This window comes from Amycolatopsis sp. lyj-90 (assembly GCF_046549035.1).
Taxonomy (GTDB): domain Bacteria; phylum Actinomycetota; class Actinomycetes; order Mycobacteriales; family Pseudonocardiaceae; genus Amycolatopsis.
In genome coordinates, this window is sequence record NZ_JAJPWP010000007.1 from 180,177 (window position 1) to 198,802 (window position 18,626).

Annotated in this window: 15 protein-coding genes; 8 read left to right on the forward strand and 7 right to left on the reverse strand. The window is 70.0% G+C overall.

The window, feature by feature from the left end; genetic code table 11:
- Window positions 1-21 precede the first annotated feature (21 nt).
- The 4 genes from ACLJPX_RS27165 to ACLJPX_RS27180 are packed head-to-tail and all read right to left on the reverse strand — an operon-like array spanning window position 22 to window position 6,100.
- Window positions 22-951 carry a hypothetical protein gene (locus tag ACLJPX_RS27165; RefSeq protein WP_410602866.1) on the reverse strand — a complete coding sequence of 310 codons (930 nt, stop codon included), beginning with the start codon at window positions 949-951 and terminating at the stop codon, window positions 22-24.
- Window positions 908-5,422, reverse strand: coding sequence for a hypothetical protein (locus ACLJPX_RS27170; protein ID WP_410602868.1), 4,515 nt, complete (start codon window positions 5,420-5,422; stop codon window positions 908-910). The genes ACLJPX_RS27165 and ACLJPX_RS27170 overlap by 44 nt, the downstream gene beginning before the upstream one ends.
- 13 nt (window positions 5,423-5,435) lie before the next feature.
- On the reverse strand, window positions 5,436-5,738 hold the full coding sequence (locus tag ACLJPX_RS27175; RefSeq protein ID WP_410602870.1) for a hypothetical protein: 303 nt from the start codon (window positions 5,736-5,738) through the stop codon (window positions 5,436-5,438).
- The gene (locus ACLJPX_RS27180) at window positions 5,735-6,100 is read right to left on the reverse strand and encodes a YbaB/EbfC family nucleoid-associated protein (RefSeq protein WP_410602872.1); all 366 of its coding nucleotides are present in this window, start codon (window positions 6,098-6,100) and stop codon (window positions 5,735-5,737) included. The genes ACLJPX_RS27175 and ACLJPX_RS27180 overlap by 4 nt, the downstream gene beginning before the upstream one ends.
- A 135-nt stretch (window positions 6,101-6,235) precedes the next feature.
- Between ACLJPX_RS27180 and ACLJPX_RS27185 the strand changes: the two genes are divergently transcribed.
- The 3 genes from ACLJPX_RS27185 to mycP are packed head-to-tail and all read left to right on the forward strand — an operon-like array spanning window position 6,236 to window position 8,827.
- Window positions 6,236-6,580, forward strand: coding sequence for a hypothetical protein (locus tag ACLJPX_RS27185; RefSeq protein WP_410602874.1), 345 nt, complete (start codon window positions 6,236-6,238; stop codon window positions 6,578-6,580).
- Window positions 6,577-7,539 (forward strand): DUF6177 family protein, encoded by a 963-nt coding sequence (locus ACLJPX_RS27190; RefSeq protein ID WP_410602876.1) that lies wholly within the window; start codon window positions 6,577-6,579, stop codon window positions 7,537-7,539. Before ACLJPX_RS27185 ends, ACLJPX_RS27190 begins: the two co-directional genes overlap by 4 nt.
- Window positions 7,540-7,567: 28 nt before the next feature.
- A complete protein-coding gene (mycP, locus tag ACLJPX_RS27195) occupies window positions 7,568-8,827 on the forward strand; it encodes a type VII secretion-associated serine protease mycosin (RefSeq protein ID WP_410603486.1) in 1,260 nt (419 codons plus the stop codon).
- 168 nt (window positions 8,828-8,995) lie between these two features.
- Here the strand turns inward: mycP and ACLJPX_RS27200 are convergent, their stop codons facing one another.
- On the reverse strand, window positions 8,996-9,289 hold the full coding sequence (locus tag ACLJPX_RS27200; RefSeq protein WP_410602878.1) for a hypothetical protein: 294 nt from the start codon (window positions 9,287-9,289) through the stop codon (window positions 8,996-8,998).
- Window positions 9,290-9,314: 25 nt separating this feature from the next.
- Window positions 9,315-9,617: a WXG100 family type VII secretion target gene (locus tag ACLJPX_RS27205; protein WP_410602880.1), complete on the reverse strand. Its 303-nt coding sequence runs from the start codon at window positions 9,615-9,617 to the stop codon at window positions 9,315-9,317.
- 134 nt (window positions 9,618-9,751) lie between these two features.
- Between ACLJPX_RS27205 and eccCa the strand changes: the two genes are divergently transcribed.
- From eccCa to ACLJPX_RS27230, 5 genes are read left to right on the forward strand one after another with little or no spacing between them, the layout of a single operon-like run.
- Window positions 9,752-13,711, forward strand: a complete 3,960-nt coding sequence (gene eccCa / locus ACLJPX_RS27210; RefSeq protein WP_410602882.1) for a type VII secretion protein EccCa — start codon at window positions 9,752-9,754, stop codon at window positions 13,709-13,711.
- A gap of 33 nt (window positions 13,712-13,744) precedes the next feature.
- Window positions 13,745-14,125, forward strand: a complete 381-nt coding sequence (locus tag ACLJPX_RS27215; RefSeq protein ID WP_410602884.1) for a hypothetical protein — start codon at window positions 13,745-13,747, stop codon at window positions 14,123-14,125.
- Window positions 14,126-14,134: 9 nt separating this feature from the next.
- Window positions 14,135-15,490 (forward strand): hypothetical protein, encoded by a 1,356-nt coding sequence (locus ACLJPX_RS27220; protein ID WP_410602886.1) that lies wholly within the window; start codon window positions 14,135-14,137, stop codon window positions 15,488-15,490.
- Window positions 15,491-15,500: 10 nt separating this feature from the next.
- Window positions 15,501-15,917, forward strand: a complete 417-nt coding sequence (locus tag ACLJPX_RS27225) for a hypothetical protein (protein ID WP_410602888.1) — start codon at window positions 15,501-15,503, stop codon at window positions 15,915-15,917.
- 10 nt (window positions 15,918-15,927) lie between these two features.
- The gene (locus ACLJPX_RS27230) at window positions 15,928-17,064 is read left to right on the forward strand and encodes a hypothetical protein (RefSeq protein WP_410602890.1); all 1,137 of its coding nucleotides are present in this window, start codon (window positions 15,928-15,930) and stop codon (window positions 17,062-17,064) included.
- Window positions 17,065-17,190: 126 nt separating this feature from the next.
- Here the strand turns inward: ACLJPX_RS27230 and eccB are convergent, their stop codons facing one another.
- Complete coding sequence (gene eccB, locus ACLJPX_RS27235) at window positions 17,191-18,624, reverse strand: type VII secretion protein EccB (RefSeq protein ID WP_410602892.1); 1,434 nt, start codon at window positions 18,622-18,624, stop codon at window positions 17,191-17,193.
- Between the last annotated feature and the right edge of the window lie 2 nt (window positions 18,625-18,626).

Below are 18,626 nucleotides of genomic sequence, written 5' to 3' on the forward strand. Positions count from 1 at the left end.
GGCGGGAACCGCGCGGAACCCCTAGCGCCGGGGTTCCGCGCCTTCGCGCAGCCAGCCGGGAACCCGCTCGTCCTCACGCGGGTACATCCGCAGTTCCTCCTCGAAGAACCTCGCGTCGGGGCGGTGGTCCCAATCCGGCTCGTCGTACCAGCCGTATTCGGCGCCGAACTTCCCGCTGACCACGAGCTGGAACTTGACGGAGGTCCAGGTTCCTTCCCCACGCCTGTACATCCCGCCCCGCAGACCGGTGAAGAATGGGATCGCCTCCGGCGGCTCCCACTCGATCGCCTGCCCGAAAACGGTCAGCACCTGGGCGCGGACCTCCACATAGCCCCCGACCGACCGGAAATCGACGAAGACCTGCTGCCAGTCGACCGGCAGGTGCTGCGTCAGATGATCGCGGAACGCCGTGACCACCTCACCGACCTGCGCCTGGTTCAACGGGATCAGTTCGGTGACGTCCTTTTCCGGCGGGGCCGGGCGGTCCTTCCATTCGGGAAGCTTGTCGAGCAGCCACTCCGGGGTGTGTTCGAGTTCCCTCGCGAACAGCTTGAGATCCTCCGCGTAGTTCGAATCCTCGATGGCCGGATTCCAGTCCGGTTCGTAGTCGCGGTTGTAGCTGCGAAAGAACGCGCCCGACGACTCGAGGGTGAACCGCGCGGAGAACCAAGCACCACGCTCCGGCTCACGCCGGTACTGCGCGACGCGCAACCGGGCCAGGGGGCGGTTCAGTTCCACCGGCGGGGCGATCTCGAGAGACGAACCGTCGTCGCGGAGGACGGTCAGCGCCAGATCCTGCACCGGCACGGTCATCCGGCTGATCAGGTCGATCCGGCGCCAGCCCTGCTCCCCGACGAGGTCCACGAGCGCGTTCCCCACCTGCTGTTCCAGCTCGGCCGGGTCGTCGTCAGGCACGGAAGCCCGCGGGCCAGAGTTCGACGTTGTGGTCATTGGGGAAACTCCTCACGTGGATGGTCGTCCTGCCGTCTTCGTCGACTTCTCGCCACCGGACGTGGCGTGAGTGGGCGTCGTCCACCCCGCGATCACGAACCTCGAAGACATCTTCCCAAACGACGGTTCCCGCGTCGTCCTGGCTGCGTTCGAGCCCGTAGAACGAATCGTCCCGATGAGTCAGAGGACTGTGCTTCCCCTGGTTTTGATGCCGTCCTTGAGTGCCCTGGTTGATCGCCTCACCACCGCCGCCCCGGGCGGTACCGCGGTGGTGACCACCGTCGTCGATGTTCTTCGTCTTTTCGCCGGGGGCCGGTGTGTTCTTGCCGCCGCGGCCACCGACCTCCGACTGGGCCGACCAGTCCCGTCGTAGCTGGGTGTGTCCGTCCGGGTCCGGCACGCCCGAAGTCGCCACCGTGTTACCCCGCGCGTCGGTGCGATGGAAGGCGGTGCCTTCGTCCACGCTGACCACCGCCGACCTCGGCGGCCGGTTCAGGTCCGCGTCGAACGGTTTCCCGGTGTGCACATGGGTGACCGCTCCGGTGGGTCCGGTCTGGAAGGTCCCGTACGGCATGCCCTCCTTGTCCAGGAGGGTGAAGCGCGTGTTCGGCGGCAGATCGGTCCGATTGGTGAACTGTCTGCCGCGCTTGTTGTTGAAGTCCTTCGTCACCTGCTCGTGCTGCCGGGGTGTCCAGTCGTCGGTCTTCCCCCCGGTGAACGTCTGGTCCTTGGCGTTGTAGGTGACCTCGTTGTCGGGCTTCGGCCACGTGTGTTCGGGATTCTTCGCCCTCTTGGTCCCGTAGAAACCGTCTTGGGTGACGTCCGCGCCGATCTTGTCCCCGTGCTCGATTTCGGGATTCTTCCGCCCGCGCTGGCCGGTCTCCGCCTCGACGTGGGTGATCTTCCCGTCCGCGTCGGTGTAGTGGGTCGCGCGGGGTTGCCCGTATTCGTCGGTCACCGTATGCGCCCGCTTGGGCGCCAGCGTGGGGTTTCCGTCCGCGTCCAGCTTGGGATTCCCGTCGGCGTCCGAGTGCTTCCGGTTGAATGCCTCGGACTGACCGACCTCGCGGTCGTGGTGCACCGGAGGCCCTTCCGTGCGGGGTCGTTCGTACTTCACGCCGGGCTCGGGGATCCCGTCGGCGTCGACGCGGTACTCCTGGTGCATCGGCCCGCGGTCGATCCGGTAGTTGGCGTCGCCGAGGCGGTTCGCCAGTTCCGGGTTCGCCCGGCCCGGATGCTGGTCGGTGTCGATCCACTTGACCTTGCCCGTTTCGTCGGTCTGGAAGGTCCCGCGAGGATTGCCTTCGGCGTCGACCACGTGGTACCGGGTGTCCGGTGTGAGATCCGTCCGGCGGCTGAACGGTTCGTCCACTTTGGGCGCGGGGATGTCCTCGTTCGGTACCCGCACCGTCTTCGACGCCGGGTTCGGCGTCGTGACGTCCGCGTTGCGGGTCACGAACTGCCTGCCGTGAATGGTGTCCACAGGCTTCTTGGAGGTCACCGTGTGGGTCGTGCCGTCGGCTTTGGTCGCGAAGGAGTCCACCCGATGGCCGACCTGGACCCGGTAGTCGGCGTTGCGGCCGGGCCAGGCGACTTCCGGGTTGATGTGGTGCCGGTTGTTCGGCGCCACGGCGTCGACATGGGTCACCACACCCCGGCCATCGGTGTAGGCATGGCTGCGCACGGTGCCGTCGGGACCGTAGACGTCGTACCGGGTGCGGGCCTCCAGGCCGCCGGAGGAGGCGAAGAACGAATCGTTCTCGCCCAGATGTCTCGGCTCCACGTGGTCGAATTCGGGCTCGTGCCAGCGTGTCTGGATCTGCGGGTCCAGATCGGGGTCGGGCGCGCGGTGCGGGCCCAGTGGGTCCTGGTCCGGGACCCCCGTTTCCTCACGGGGCGGAGGCGGGTCTCCGGTGTCTCCCCCGTCGTGGTGGTTCCCGCCGGGAGACGCCGATTCCGGGTTGATGGCGGACTCGATGTCCCGTGGCGGCGGAACGTCCGGATCCGGTGTGCGGGGCGGATCCGGCGTGCGGACGGGATCCGGGTGCCGCGGGTGGTCGCCGCCCCGCGTCGGGAGCTCCGGCCGCCGGTGAAGCTGGTCGGGAATCAAGCCGCCCATCGGGAACCCCGAACCCGGCCTGCGCGGCCCGGGTTCCGGCCACAGGTCCCCCATGCCCCGGTTCGACGGATGCGAGCGGGTGGCTGTCGCGGCCTCTCCGGCACGGGCGGACGGTACTTGCCCCGCCGCCACGGGGTCGCCGTTCGAAGTGAGCGTCCGGGGCTCGTGCGCGGGTGGTATTTCGGCGGCTCCGCCCGCCGGTCGCGGAGTGGGATCCGGTTTGGGGTCACGCGGTCCGACAGGCGTCGGGTCGGGCGGTTCGGGCGTGGGGTCCGCCTCCGGGGGGTCGCCGTGGCGCGGTTTGCTCGCGTCGAGGTCCACGTCGACGAACGTGGTGTCGCGTTTCGGCGGAAGACCGGGGTCGCCGTCCGGCAGGGTGTCCGAAGTGGACTTCTTCTCCGGCGTCTTCTCCTTGTCCTTCGGCGACGGCTCCTTGGTGGGATGCGGGGTCGGCGGGTCGCTGCTGGGCGTGATGTGGTGCCCCAGCGCCATGTCCTCCCCGACGTGCACCAGCCCGAGGACGCGGGCCGTCGTGTAGATCGCCTTCTGGGTGGGCGTCTTCGGCTGGACGGGGGCGGCCGTCGCCCATTCCTGCTGCGCCTTCCGGACGGTCTCCTCCTCGGGGAGCCCCGTCGATTCGCGCGTGTCGGCCGGGTCGACCCGGTCGGACATCCGGACTTCGCCGGTCTCGGGGTTGATGGTGGCCTTCAACTCGTCCGCGTCCCTCGCCCGGTGTCCCGTCGCTTCGGGATCCCCGTTCGAGGTGTTCGTCCGCTCGTGATGGGCGGGCGCCTCGGCTGCGGGCCGGGTCGCCGCCTCGGGCGAGTTCTCGGCACGAGCGGGCGGCGCGGTCTCTTGTTCCCGCGTCGGGGCGGCTGGGGATTCCTCGTTCGCTTTGGGAGGGGGAGAACCTTGTTCGGGGACGTCCTTCCCGGGTGTGTGCCGCGAGCCCTGCTCCATGGCTTCGCCGACGGAACCGGGCCGCGTCGCCGGCTCAGGCCGGGTCGAGGGCTCGGGCCGGGTCGAGGGCTCGGGACGCGCCGCGGGATCGGGGCGCGTGACGGGTTCCGGAGTACGTTCTTCCGGCGCTCTGGTGGGCCGTCGCTCATCGGGAACGTGATCCAGTGTCCTGTCACCGGGCGGCCGGTTCGGCGGCCGCTCGGGCGGTGGGCCGTCCGGGGTCCGGGTTCCCGGCGGATTCGTAGGCGGCGTGTCGTCCGGCGTTCGCGGGGCGTGCTGCGGCGAGGGGGTGTCGACCGCGGGTGTGTGCCCGAGTCCCACCTTCGAGAGCAGCGAGTCGACGCCGGGGATCTTGCGGGCGGCCTTCGCGGCCAGTTCCGTGCCGGTGGGGATCTTCGTGATCGCCGTCCCCGCCTTTTCGGCGACACGGCCCACGGCGGCGACGGCGCTGACCTTGCTCCCGGCCGCCGCCGCACCGGCACCGCGGAGCCCCGCGCCCGCACCCTTGGTGCCGAGCACGGCGCTGGCGATGTTGAAGGTGGTCTTGCCCGCCGCGCGGGAAGGGTCCTCGCTCCAGGTGTCCCACGCGACCATCGCCTTGCCGGCTTCCTTCAGCGTGTCGCCCATGGCGCCGCGTTCGAAGCCGGGGAGTCCGACGGTCTGGTCGAGGTGTGCCAGGGCCGGGGACGTGTAGGTCGCGACGGCCAAGCCGAACTTGCCGAGGCCCTTCCAGGCTTCGCCGAAGGTCGACCAGGAGAAGTGGCCGTCACCGTAGCCCGCCAGCGCGGCGAATCCCACGAACATCTCGACGGCGCCTTCGCCGATACCGACGAAGAACGCGCCGACGTTCCCCCAGAACCCCTTCGGCTTCTTCGGCTTTTTGGTCTCTTCGCCCGCCGGTTTGCCGACCTTGGCCGCGAACTCGGTCATCAGCGTCGCGATCTGCTGGGCGACCTTGATGGCGAACACCGTCTGCGCCGCCCAGCTGGTGCACCGGCCGAAGAGCTCGTTGTTGTCGGAGATGTGCTTCCGGACGGCGTGCTTCGCCGAGACGATGAGATTCCCGTAGTCGCGGCAGGCCCCGGACAAACTGTCCATCGCGACGGCCATCTCCTTGATCCCCGTCTCGCCGGGCGAACCGTTGTTCAAGGAGTGGATGGCGTAGTAGAACTCGAAACCGGCGGCGTCCCGCCAAACCTTGCGCACCTCCCCCGCGGCGCTGTCGGAAAGCTGGACGGCGTCGCGCAGCGCCTTCGCGGATTCGGTCCACGCCGTCGCCAGGTCCCCGGCGGCGGTTTCGCTGTCCGACGGCCAGATGGCTTCCTTGGCCTGGCCGCCGTTCCGGACCACCCAGTTCCAGAGGTCCCCGTCCGGCTCGACGATGTCGGTCATGACCGCGGCGGTTTCACCGGTCGTACTGGCCGGCGGCGGCCTCGTCGGTGGCCTGGTAGGCCCGCACCGCCTGGCCGCCGTTGTCCGCCAGTTGCCGGTAGATCCCGGGAATCTGGTCCATGGCACCGGCCACGGCGGTCCTCGGTGCCGAGTAGAGCGTGGTGAAGGCTCGTCCCAGCGGGCCGCCGCCGATCTGGCCGGGGGCGTCGATCTTGCCGCGCTGGAGCAGCCAGGCCGGTTCTAGGACGTCCCCGGCGGCGCGCAGCCTGTTCAGCTGTCCCGTCGTCTCGCCGGGGGACATGTCGATACCGCTCACCGTCGCCTCCGATCCAGTTCGTGCAACAGCGGGTCGAACCGCAGATCCGTCGTCTCGGGGGCGGCGTCTGCGGGCAGGAAACCCGCGACGATCTCCATGACCTCTTCTTGGGACCGTTCGACGGCCCGGTGGAAGGTCCGGGTGATCTCCCGTGCCAGCGCGGCCGAATCCGGAGCGCGGTAGATCCGCGGGTCCAGCCACAGTTCGACGAGCTCACCCGCGCCGCCGACGGTCACGCCGATCAGGCCGTCGTCGGATTCGGCGGTGGCCCGGATCCGGGCCATCCGCCCTTGGGTGGAGCGGATGTCCTCGGCCAGCCGCCCGTATTCGGCCCGCATGTCCAGCTGGAACGGCGAATCCATGGCACCTCCCCTGTCGCGTCTCCGCCAGCTTGTCGTCGCTGAGGGCTTCGCGGGGCCGCATGACCTGTTGCTGTCACGGGCGCCGATCGCGTTCCCGGTGGCACGACCATGGGGGCGGAGAAAGGAGCGGACCGGATGACCTTCGACGTAATCGGCCTGTGCCGCCGGGAACCCGACGCCGACACCCTCGTCTCGGCGATCCGGGCCGCGAGCCCGCTGTCCGAAGTGGACGCCGACGAAGACCGCCTGCTGTTCCTGCTGAGGCATCCCGAGGGGCGGGTACTGCTGACCATCGAGAGCGCGCGGCTGGTCCGGGTGCCGGGCGAGGTGCGGCGGCTGCTCGGTGTGGAGGCGCCGCCACCGGTGTGGTGGGTGGAAGCCCGTGCCCCGGAAGGTGACGCCGAAGCGGAAACCGCGGCACGGCGGTTCACCGCCGCCCTGGTCGCCGCGACCGGCGGCACGTCGTGGGCGAGCCGATGAGCGGGCATCCCGGGGCCGACAGCACCACCTCCGAGGCCTTCGTGGCCGAACAGTTCCGAGCGGTGGTTCCCGCCTCCACCTGGCTGGTCGACGCGGCGAGGAACGCCGTGGAAAGCGGACGGGTGCTGCAACTCGTGACCGGCACGCGAAGCGGACTCACCTACCCGCTGGAGTCGCTGATCACCGACGCGCGCGCCGGCTGGGTCGTCCGTGAAGACTCCGGTGCGTATCGCGACGGTTTCCTGGGGCTCGCGCTGGCCTGGAACGGAGTCCGGTTCGTCCCGGAACCGGGTGCGACGATCCCCGCGCCACGGAAGTACTCACCGGGCAGCGGGGATCTCGAAGTCCGGATCACCACGTCGTATCCGGCGGGCGAACCGCTCCGGCTCGGCCGGAGTACCGAACTCGCGATGCGGACGCTCACCGGCGCCGGGCCGGTCGGCTGGGGTGTCGCGGAACCGGCCACCGAACCGTGGTCGATCTCCGGCATCTCCACCCATTGCCTTCTCCGCGCTCCGCGACCGGCCTCTCTGGTCGTTGTCGGGGAAGGCGTGACCGGGCGGCTCCAAGTGTCGCAAGTGGACGACGACGTCGTCGAGGAACTCCGGCTCAGCGGCCCGGCGGCGGGGTCGGTCGACACCCGCCGCATCGAAGACCTCGCCGCCGAATGCGCGGGCACCGTGACCCGCCTGGTCGTCGCCGCGCATCCCGGTCGGACCCACGGACTGCGCACCTCCGTTCCCGCGCCACCCGCACTGCCCTATGGAGTCCTTTTCGGACACGAGCTCGTCTCGGCGTTCGGCGTGGCACACGCGCGCCGGACTCCGGCCGCGCGGGTGAAGCTCCTGGGCACGGGATCGCGCAAGGCCGTCTGGTGCCGGTTCGACGGCGGTACCTCGGCACCGTTCGAGCAACTCACCGACATCCTCCACCACTACGGCAAGCCCGTCGGGAGCTGAACCAGTGAAGCGAAACCAGGTGGCCGCGATGGCCGCGGCGGTCGCCATGACGGCCCAGTTCCTCGGATCGACGCCCCCGGCCCGGGCGGCACCCCCGCCCGGCGCCTGTCACTCCCCGGAACCGGCGAGGCCGGCCGTACCGGCGCAGCCCTGGGCGCAACAGGTGCTCGATCCTCGACATGCCTGGCCCCACAGCCGCGGCGGCGGGGTGCTCGTCGCGGTGGTCGACTCCGGTGTCGACGCGGACCATCCGCAGCTTCAACGGCCGGGGAAAGTCCTTCCCGGCCGGGACTTCTATCTCGCCGGTAGCTACCCCGGCTCGTTCGACTGCGTGTCGCACGGGACCGGGGTGGCCGCCATCGTGGCCGCGGATCCGGCGGCCGGAGTCGGTTTCCACGGGGTCGCCCCGGACGCGCGGATCCTGCCGGTGCGGATCAGTGATCGTGACGTCGGCGACCAAGGCGAATCCCTGCGGATCGACCCGCAGGTCGTGGCGAACGGGATCCGGTACGCCGTGGACCAGGGCGCCAGGGTACTGAACCTCTCGCTGGCGGGGCACGAAGACTTCGCCGTCATCCGCGACGCCGTCGCCTACGCGGTCGCGAAGGACGTCCTGGTGGTGGCCGCGGCGGGCAACGCGCAGCGGGACGCGTCCACCGAACTGCCGTCCTATCCCGCTTCCTACCCCGGCGTGCTCGCGGTGGGGGCGGTGGACATCGACGGCGCGCGGATCCAGGGATCCCAGGTCGGCCGGTACGTGGACCTCGTCGCCCCGGGTGCCAAGGTGCTGACCGCGACGAGGGTGGCGGGCCACGCCTATGTCGACGGCACGAGCTTCGCCGCACCGTTCGTCACCGGCACCGCCGCGTTGGTGCGCTCCGCCTGGCCCGCTCTCAGCGCCGCCGAGGTCGCGCGAAGGCTGGTGGCGACGGCGGCTCCGGCCCGCGGCGGTCAGGGCAGTCCCGCCTACGGGGCCGGGCTGGTCGACCCTTACCGGGCGGTGACCGACGGCCTCGATCCGCAGAAACCCGCCGCCTTGCCCGCGTTCGTCCCACCGCCCCCGGATCAGGCGCGGCTCGACCGGGAGGCCGGCGACAAGCGAACGGCGGAGGTCGCGAAATGGCTCACCGTCGCCGCGGTGACCGGAATCGTGCTGGCCGCACTGATCGCGGTGATCGCGCCCCGTGGACGACGCCGCCGCTGGCAACCCGTCCGCGCGGCCGCCGTGCCGGATCAACCGCCCGTCGTCGAGCCACCGGAGCAGGTCTTCTTGATCTCCGAGCCTTGAGCGCAAGGCAGCGCACCGGCCGGCTGGTCGTGAGTGGCGTTTCGGGTTCCAACCCGAAACGCCACTCACGACCAACCCGACCCACTCGGTACCCGCACCCTGCCCCATGAGCGAAAAGAATCCCCGGAGCTTCGCGCTCCGGGGATTCTTCGTGCGTGACGCTTCCGGCTAGCCGAAAAGCGCGCTGCACTGGGTTACGCAGTCCTGGTAGCCGTCCGCGGTCGAGCTCGTGGCCCGGCCCTGGTGCTGGCCACGCTGGATGTCCTCGTCGGCGATCTTGCGATCCTGCATCACCCTGGCGTACATCTCTTCGTTGTTCTGGCCGCCCCAGAAGTCCTGCGAGCGCAGCGCTTCGTGCCGCTGGTCGTCCAGCGACTGCTCGTGCTGGCCCATGGCAGTCTGCAGGCCGCCGGCGATGGAGTGGAGGTCGCCGAACCTCGCCGAAATGAGTCCGTCAGACATTGCTGTTCCCCTTCAACCAATCCGGCTAGATGACCTGGGAGATGGCGGTGGTCGCCTGGTCGTCCGCGTCGGAGTAACGGCCGGCCGTCTGGACGATCCCATCGGCCATGGTGTCGATGTTCTGGGTGTTCGAGGTCCAGCTTCCCTGCCGGTTGATCTCGACCCCCTCGAACGCCCGGTTCGCCTGCCCGTTCCAGCCCCCGCTCAGCCCTTCGATGCTGCTGAGGCTCGACTGCACCTGAGCGTTGATGTCTTCGCCGATGGACCTGGTCTTCAGCCCGAACGAGGACATTTCCGGTGTGGCGCCGTAGATCTGGTCGTAACTCATGTGTTCCTCCATTCCACGACATCGGTGATCCCTTACCTCGTCCAAGTTAGTGAGCGATCACGGCCCCTTCCGGTGGTCGGCAGCTTCCTGCCAGCCCGGTCCCGGAGCCATTCCGGTGGCGGACGATCGGTGTCGTGTCGACAGTCGTGGTGAAGCGCCCCACCCGCAGGCCGGGCCCGGAGATGCCGTCCGGTGAGCTGATCCTTCAGCCACCGCCGGAGATCCCGCCGCCGCCCGCCCGGCAGTGGGCCCAGGTGCTGATGGTGCTCCCGATGGTGGCGATGACGGCCGGGATGCTCCTAATGTATTCGGGCAGCATGACGGGATCGATGCGCTTCGCCATCTACGGGATCATGGGCGTCGGCATGCTCGGCATGGTCGTCATGGGATTCCTTCAGGGCTGCGGCCCGAGCAAACGGGAAATGGGCCACGCCCGCCGGAAGTACCTGCGGCATCTCGCCCAGCACCGGTTGCGCCTGCGGCGGTCGATCCACAAGCAGCGCGAGGCGATGGCGTACCTGCACCCGGATCCGGACACCTTGTGGTCGCTGGCGGGAAGCTACCGTCTGTGGGAGCGGCGCAAGGAGGACCCGGACTTCGGTGTCGCCCGCATCGGTCTGAGCGCGCAGAGCCCGGGCACCACCGTGGTCGCCCCCGACACCAAACCGCTCGAAGAGCTCGAGCCGCTGTCCGCGCTGGCGCTGCGCCGGTTCATCACCACGTATTCCACTGTGGATGGATTGCCGATCGCCATCGCGATCAACGGCTTCAGCCGGGTGTACCTGCGCGGAGATTCCGACGCCGTCCTCGGCATGCTGCGCGCGACGCTGAGCCAGCTGGCCACCCTGCATTCCCCGGACGACCTGAGGATCGCGATCTGCACCGGCGAAGACCGCCGTGCGGCCTGGGAGTGGACCAAGTGGCTGCCGCACGCGCTGCACCCCGAGCGCTCGGACGCGCTCGGCCCGCTTCGTCTGGTGGCCCCGAGTGTCCCGGCCCTCGAGTCGATGCTGGAAGAGGAACTGGCCAAACGGCCGAGGTTCGATCCCGAATCGGACGTCCGGCTGCCCGGGCCGCATCTGGTGGTGGTACTCGACGGCGGAGCGGTCGCCGGTTCCTCCCACCTCATGGCCGGGGGCGGCGTCGAAGGGGTGACCGTCGTGGACCTGACCACGATGCCGCCGAGGGCGCTGGACCGGACCTCCGTCGTGCTCGCCGTCGGCGAAAACGGTGACATGCTCAGCGAGACGATCGACGGTGAGGCACCACTGGGCAAGGCGGACCGGCTGGGACCGGTCGCGGCCGAGGGGCTCGCCCGCCAGCTGGCACCGCTGCGGCTGACCGCGGGACTCCGGGGCGAGGCCCCGATGAGCACCGAACTCGGTCTCGCCGAACTGCTGGAACTGGGCGATCCGTACGAATTCGATCCGGCCGACACCTGGGAGCCGCGGCCGAATCGCGACCGGCTCCGGGTCCAGTTCGGCATCCAGGCCGACGGCGCCCCGATCGAACTCGATCTCAAGGAATCAGCGCAGGACGGCATGGGCCCGCACGGCCTGCTGATCGGGGCGACCGGCTCCGGCAAATCGGAACTGCTGCGCACGCTCGTCCTCGCGCTGGCGGTCACGCACCCGCCGAGTTCGCTGAACTTCGCGCTGGTCGACTTCAAGGGCGGCGCGACCTTCGCCCGGCTGGGCGCCTTGCCGCACACCAGCGCGGTGATCACCAACCTCGCCGACGAACTGCATCTGGTCGACCGGATGACCGACGCGATCAACGGCGAGCTGATCCGGCGGCAGGAACTGCTGCGGGCCGCGGGCAACTTCTCCTCCTTGCGCGACTACGAAAAGGCGCGGGCGGCGGGAGCGCCGCTGCCCGAGGTGCCGACGCTGCTGGTGATCTGCGACGAGTTCTCCGAACTGCTTTCCGCCAAACCCGATTTCATCGACATGTTCGTCCAAATAGGACGGGTTGGGCGTTCGCTCGGAGTGCACCTCCTGCTCGCCTCGCAACGCCTCGAAGAAGGCAGGCTGCGTGGCCTGGAAACCCATCTGTCCTACCGGGTCGGGCTCCGGACGTTCTCCGAAATGGAGAGCCGGGCCGTCCTCGGGGTCACCGACGCCTTCAAACTGCCGCGCGCCCCCGGGCACGGGTTCCTAAAGGTCGGAACCGAGCCGATGGACCGGTTCCGTTCCGCCTATGTCTCCGGGGTGTACCAGCGTGCCGAGGGCGGCGGCGTGACCACCACGCCGGGAGAACGCCTGGTGCTGCGGGAATACACCACCTCCTACGTCGCCGAGGAGTTCGACGTCGAACCGGAGGAGACCACGGAACCGGACGACGACGCCGCTGTCGGCGAGACCTTGCTGGACATCCTGGTCGACCGGCTGGAGGGCCGGGGCACCCCGGCCCATCAGGTGTGGCTGCCGCCGCTGTCGGATTCACCGACCCTGGACGCCTTGCTGCCCCCGCTGGTCACGGATCCCCTGCGCGGCCTCACCGCCGGGGCGGGCGGTTCGCTGCGGCCGGTGCTGGGCATCGTGGACCGGCCGTTCGAACAGCGGCGCGACCCGCTGACGCTGGACCTGACCGGTGCGGCGGGGCACGTCCTGGTGCTCGGTGCACCGCAGACCGGGAAGAGCACGGTCCTGCGCACGTTGATCACCAGCCTCGCGCTCACGCACACGCCACGGGAAGTCCAGTTCTACTGCCTCGACTTCGGCGGTGGAACGCTCGCCTCGATCGCCGGACTGCCGCACGTCGCGGGCGTCTCGGGCAGGCTCGACACCGGTGCCGTCCGGCGGACGGTCGCGGAGGTGTCGACGATCCTGGCCCAGCGGGAACGGATGTTCGCCGAGCACCAGATCGACGGCATCGCCACCTATCGCAGGCTGCGGGCCGAGAACCGGTTCCCGGCGGAACGGCACGGCGACGTCTTCCTCGTCGTCGACGGCTGGCAGACGTTGCGCAACGACTTCCCCGAACTGGAGGAGACGGTCGGCGACATCGCCGCCCGCGGTCTGTCCTACGGCGTGCACGTCGTGGCGGGCTGCTCCCGGTCGTTCGATCTGCGGATGAACGTGCGGGATCTGTTCGCCAGCAGGCTGGAACTGAAGATCGGCGATCCCATCGACTCCGTGATCGACCGGCGTGCCGCGATGAGCGTGCCCGCCGACGCGCCGGGCCACGGAATCGCCATGAGCGCGCACCAGATGCTGGTCGCACTGCCCAGGATCGACGGTGTCACGGACGCGGACGACCTCGCCGACGGCCTCGGAACGCTCGTCGAAGCGGTGAAGTCGGCTTGGCCGGGCGAACCGGCGCCGTCGGTCCGGCTGCTGCCCGGAATCCTTCCCTACGAAGAACTTCCTCCCGCCGACGGCACGGAAGGCGAGGAGCCGGGACTCGCGGTCGGGATCCACGAACGGGATCTGTCGCCGATGCGGCTCGACTTCGCCACCGACCCGCACTTCTTCGTGCTGGCGGACACCCAGAGCGGCAAGACGTCGTTCCTCCGGGTGCTCACCAAGCGGATCCAGAAGGCGTACCGGCCCGACGAGGCCCGCATCATCCTGGTCGACCACCGCCGCAGCCTGCTCGGCGAAGTGGACGAGGAACACCTCCTCGGCTACGGCACCAACGACGAGCACAGCGGACGTCTGCTCGCCGAGACCGCGACGGCGCTGAGGAAACGGCTACCCGGCAAGGACGTCACCCCCGAGCAGCTGCGGAAGAGGAACTGGTGGCAGGGGCCGGAGATCTTCGTCCTCGTCGACGACTACGACATGGTGGCCACGCACAAGGAACATCCGCTCATGGCCCTGCTGCCGCTGATCGCACAGGGTTCGGACGTCGGCCTGCACGTGGTGCTGGCCCGCCGTACCGGTGGTGCGGGCCGGGGCCTGTTCGAGCCCTTCCTCGGCAGGATGCGGGAAGTCGGCACGCCCGGCCTGATGATGTCCGGCGACCGGGACGAAGGCCCGCTGCTGGGCGGGATGCGGGCGCAGGTCCTGCCGCCGGGACGTGGCTGGCTGGTGGACCGCCGGGGCCAGAAGGACCTGGTGCAGCTCGCCTGGCTCCCCGCGCGGGACTGAGCGCGATGACCGGAAACGACGTGAGGAGTGACGATGAGCGGTGACCACATCAAGGGTGACACGGACGCCATGCGCGAGTTCGCGTCGCGGCTCATGAGCAGTATCGAAGCGACCCCGGTCAGCCCCATCTCCCGGATAGGCGAGGCGACACCGTGCCAGGGTGGGCTGGATGCCTTCTGCATCCATCTCACGCATGTGGAGAACGAAACCATTCCCAAGCTCCAGACCTTCATCACGAAGGTCGAGCAGGGATTCGCCGCTTACGCCGCCTTCGTCCAGCAGACGGCCGTGAACTACCTCCGGGCCGACGAAACGGGCCGCCAGGAGATCTTGACCGCTTTCGTCACCCGGCCCACGGGAAATCCTCCGGATCTCGACCCCCGGTTGCTCGACCCGCGTGCCGGACGGCGCTGAGAGGAAGCCGTGGCGTCCATCGAAGAGCAGTACAACCGGATCTACGCGGAAGTGCAGGGCCACATCCCCAAACTCGCGGCCACCCAGTGGCTGTGGCGGGAGGCGCGGACCTGGATCGGCGACCAGGCGAAACTTCTGCACCAGCAGGCGAATCAGCTCGTCACCCAGGACCACTGGCCGGACGCCGCCGGACGGAAATTCCTGGAAAGGGTGAATCAGGACCTCGCCGTCATGAAGTCCTGGACCGACCCGGGCACCAGGATCACCGTCGGGAACCACGTCACCGCGTCGAACGTGTTCGACACCATCAATGCCCTGGACAGCGGGCTGTGGGCGGCCCAGCGCGCCGCGGAGCGGCTGGTCATCCACTACAACGGACTGTCCGATGAGGACAAAGGCAAGCAGCGGCAGGACATCGAGGGGAAGATCGCCGCGGAGATCACCAAACTCGAGCCGCTGTACACGGCCGCGGCGCTGGGCATGCGGGGCGCCGTCGGCGTGGAATGGAAGGGCCCGCGGGCCGCCACTTCCCGTCAAGGCCGGCAGAGTCCGGCCACGAACCCCGGTCCAGCTTCGGCTTCTCCCAGTACCGCGCCGTCCCCCACCGACCCGCAACCGCAGGAGCCCTCGCCCACGGAACCGACGGCGCCGGAGACCACGGATCCGCTCAAGGCCGCCCTCGAGGCGGCGCCGGGAGCCTTGGACGCGTTGAGCCAGGCGATGCAATCGGCCCAGCAGCTGCTGGGCGGCGGAACGGGCTCACCCACCCCGACGCCGCTCGATCCCCTCGATCCACTCGGCCCGGGAGACTCGCTCTCGCCCTCGGAAGTCGCGCAGCGGCTCGCCCGGATCGGCGACGGCGCCCCGGATCCTTCGGGTCTGCCCAGTCTCGCCGGAGGCGGAGCGGGCCCCGTCGGTGGTTCCGCCGCCGGAGGATCGCCTTCCCCGGTCGCGCCGACCGGGCCGTCGTCGCCCGGTGGCATCGGCAACGCCGCCTTCCCGCCGGTGGCGGCCTCCCTGACCGCCACGGGTTCCGGCGGCGCGAGCACCTCCGGCAGTGCGGGGGCGATGCCGCCGGCACAGCAGCAACCACAGCACGGCGGGGCGAAAACGGGCGGCGGGATCAAGCCCGGCGCCGCCGAGCATGCCGCCACGGGAAGGTCTCGCGACCGCAAATCCGGGGTGACACCGGGAGTTTCGCTGGCCGGCCGGTCGGGACGTGGCCGTCCGGCCGTGCGGGCGGCGGAACCGGCTCCCGCGCCCCGGCGCTGGGACCGGGAAAACGACACGGTCCAGCTGCTCGACGAAGAGTTGTGGCAGGTCGAACAAGAAGACAGTGGTCCGCGCTACCGCGCCGGACAGTGAGGAGGGGTAGATGCCCGATCAAATCAACGCGGATACCGAATCGATGAGCGCTTATTCGAGCAAGCTCACCGCCCCGGAGATGCCGCCTTCACTCGCGCGGCTGGGGACGCCGCCGAACCTGACCGGCCTCTTCGAAGGTATCGCGATGTCGGTGCTGGACAAGGCGGCGACCGCGAGTATGGCCGCGTTCATGACGAAGATGACCGAAGAGATGGTCACCGACTCGACGAAGGTCAAGACCGCCGCGATCACCTACAGCGCGGCGGACGTCACCAGCGCCCTCGAACTGGCCACGTCCGCCACCAAAGTGCTCAAACAGGGCATCGACCTGGTGAAGAAGACGGCCGGTTCCGGGCAGCAGCAACCGTCCACCGCCGAAAAGCCGGCCGACCAGACCGCGGGCGAAACCCCGCAGGACCTTGTGTGAGGAGCTGATCATGGCTGTTCCCTACAACCTGCTGCCGATCGAAACGCATTTGGCGATGATCACCGCCGAACAGGCCAACGTCGCCGTCCTCACCGACGCGGCGCGCATGTGGACCGAATCCCGCGCCTGGATCGAAAGCGCCTCGACCGAACTGCACACCAGAGTGGGCGAGTTGTCACCGACCTGGCAGGACGACGCCGGCCGCGCCCACGAAGAAAAGGCGCAGCGTTCACTCGCCGAACTCCGGTTCTGGGGTGAGCGCATCGATCTGGCCCAGCCCGCCGAGACGCTGACGACGCTGGCGGGCGGGATCCAGGAGGCGATGCAGGAGGTGGCGCTGCTGCACGGCCAGTACATGACGGCGCTCTCCAGCCCGTTCACCGCCTGGGCGGCTCCGCTCTTCCAGCAGGCGTCGGGCGCGCGGATGACCGCGCTCGGCGCGCAGTTCGACATGTCGATGCTCAAAGTCGTCTCGGCCTCCGGGATCCAGCAGCCCGACCATCTGATGCCCGAGACACCGCAGGCGTCCGCGGAAGGGAACTCCCCCGCCGACTTCATCAAGGCGGCAGAAGCCGGGATGAACGCGCTGTCCGAGGTTCAGGGGCTCGCGGAATCGGCCGGCGTCGGCGGCGGGAGCGGCGGGACCCTCCCGGACGTCCCGATGCCGGACATCCCCGGCTACGACGGATCGTCCGGCGTTTCGCTCGCCGGGCTCGCTCCGCTGCCCACCGCGGCCGGTGCGATCCCCTCGCTCGGCGGACTGCCGGGCGGATCGGGTGCGCCGCCGGTGCCCACGGGTCTGCTCGGCGGTATCGGCGCGGCGGGCGGAATGACCGGTCTCCCGGTGGCCGCCAAGCCCGTCGGGACGAAGAAGGCCCCCAGCCTGGCTTCCGAGATCCAGCCGGGGGCCGCGACGCCGTCCACCGCGAAGGCCGCGGCCACCCCGATGTCACCGATGTCGCCGCCGCACGCCGGCGGGCAGAACACGGCGAGCACGCTTCGTCCGTCGTCGAGCGACCAGCCGACCGGACGCAACGGAGCCGGCCGGCGAGCGTCGTCCGGGACGAGCGACGGGGTTCCGGCGAAGCTGCGCGGCCGGGCCGCCAAGGGCGATCCGGACGGTCAGTTCACCCTGCGACGGGCGTAGCCGAAGGGCGCTTTCCCCGCATCACCTGCGGGGAAAGCGCCCTTTGTCATTCCATCCATGCCCCCGCCGCCACCCTCAAACGAGGCGCTGCGCGCCCAGCCTGGATTCACGCGGGGAAAGGTCCCTTCAGCCGCCCAGCGTTTGGCGCCGCGCGGCCGAAGGGTCGAGGCTCGGGCCTTCGGGCAGCCGCGCGACCAGGCCGGCGGGAAGCCGCACCGGACGCGCCGACGGGTAGCCGAGCATCTTCAGTACGTCGGGTGAAGCCAGCGGGTAGCGGCGCCCCATGTCGGTCACGACGGTCAGCGTCCCGGCCGGCGCCTGCGCCGACGGCATCGCCTCGACGACGATCGCGCTGCCCGGCGGCACGTGGACGCGGTCCGCGAGCGGGGTCCCGGACGCGGTCCGGCGGGCCGTGGTGGACATCGGATCCGCAGGCGGCAGCGTGGGATCGACGGCCAGCGAAGGGGCCGCCGCGTTGTCGCCGAAGGTGGCGCACACGGTGGCGTTCTGGTCGCGCAGGCGCGCGATGGCGGGCCGGGTGGCGGGCGCCGCGCCCGCTTCGGCCTGGATCGGGTCCAGTTGCCGGGACATCGTCGCCAGCGAAGGCGGCAGCGGCACCGTTTTCGGTTCGGTGCCGGGATAAGCGGCCATCATCTGGGCACTCGCGCGCTGGACGTCGTACTGCAGCTCGGTGATCGGCCGCAGGGCGTCCCGTTCGGCGAGGTAGTGCTGCTGCCCGCCACCGGAGGTCTGCACCATCAGCAGCATCCCGTTGCGGATGTCGGTCCGGCCCGGGACCGCGGTGGACACCTCGCCCGCCGCCGCCACCGGGAGCGGGCCGATCGGCGCGCCTTCCGGGAGCACGTCGAGCCACGCCCTGCCGACCCGCGCCCACGGTTCGGCGGTGAGCGCGAGGCCGGTGCCGACGGCGTTGTAGTCGTCGATCTTGTGCCGGTGTCCGCGCCACACCAGGAACCGGTCGCCGGTCGACGTCGATTCCACCAGCAGGGCCCCCTCGCCCAGTTCCGCGCCGCCGGACGGCGACGCGCCCGCCAGCAGGACCGACTCCTCGATCCGGCTGCCCGCGAGATCGCTGGCGGGGGCCGAGCACAGCGACCACGAACCGGTCAGGAGCTTTTCCGTGCCGGGCAAGGCGTCCGGCGCGTCGGCGATGCCGATCCGCGGCCCGCGCGGGACTCCGGCGAGCGAATCGCGCGAAACCCGTTCCGTGGCGCGGTGATCGCCGAGCAGCAGCAACGCCGACGTGTAGTTCGCGACGGGGTGCAGCCTGCCGTCCAGGAAGACGTACCGGGTTCCGGTCTCCTTCTCCAGGATGACCGCCGGTTCCTTGCGCCAGGCGTTGTTCCCGCCGGGCACGATCATCCCGTACACCCCGACGCACGCCAGCGCCACGATCGCCAGCGCGACACTGGCGAAAGCGGCACCGGACGGACGCCGGAACGGCGGCTGCTCCGGATCGGTCTCCCTGGTCACGAGCGCGGAAATCGCGCGCTGCACCAGGAATTGGTACGCCTGCAGCTGATCTCGTTTGGACGCCATGG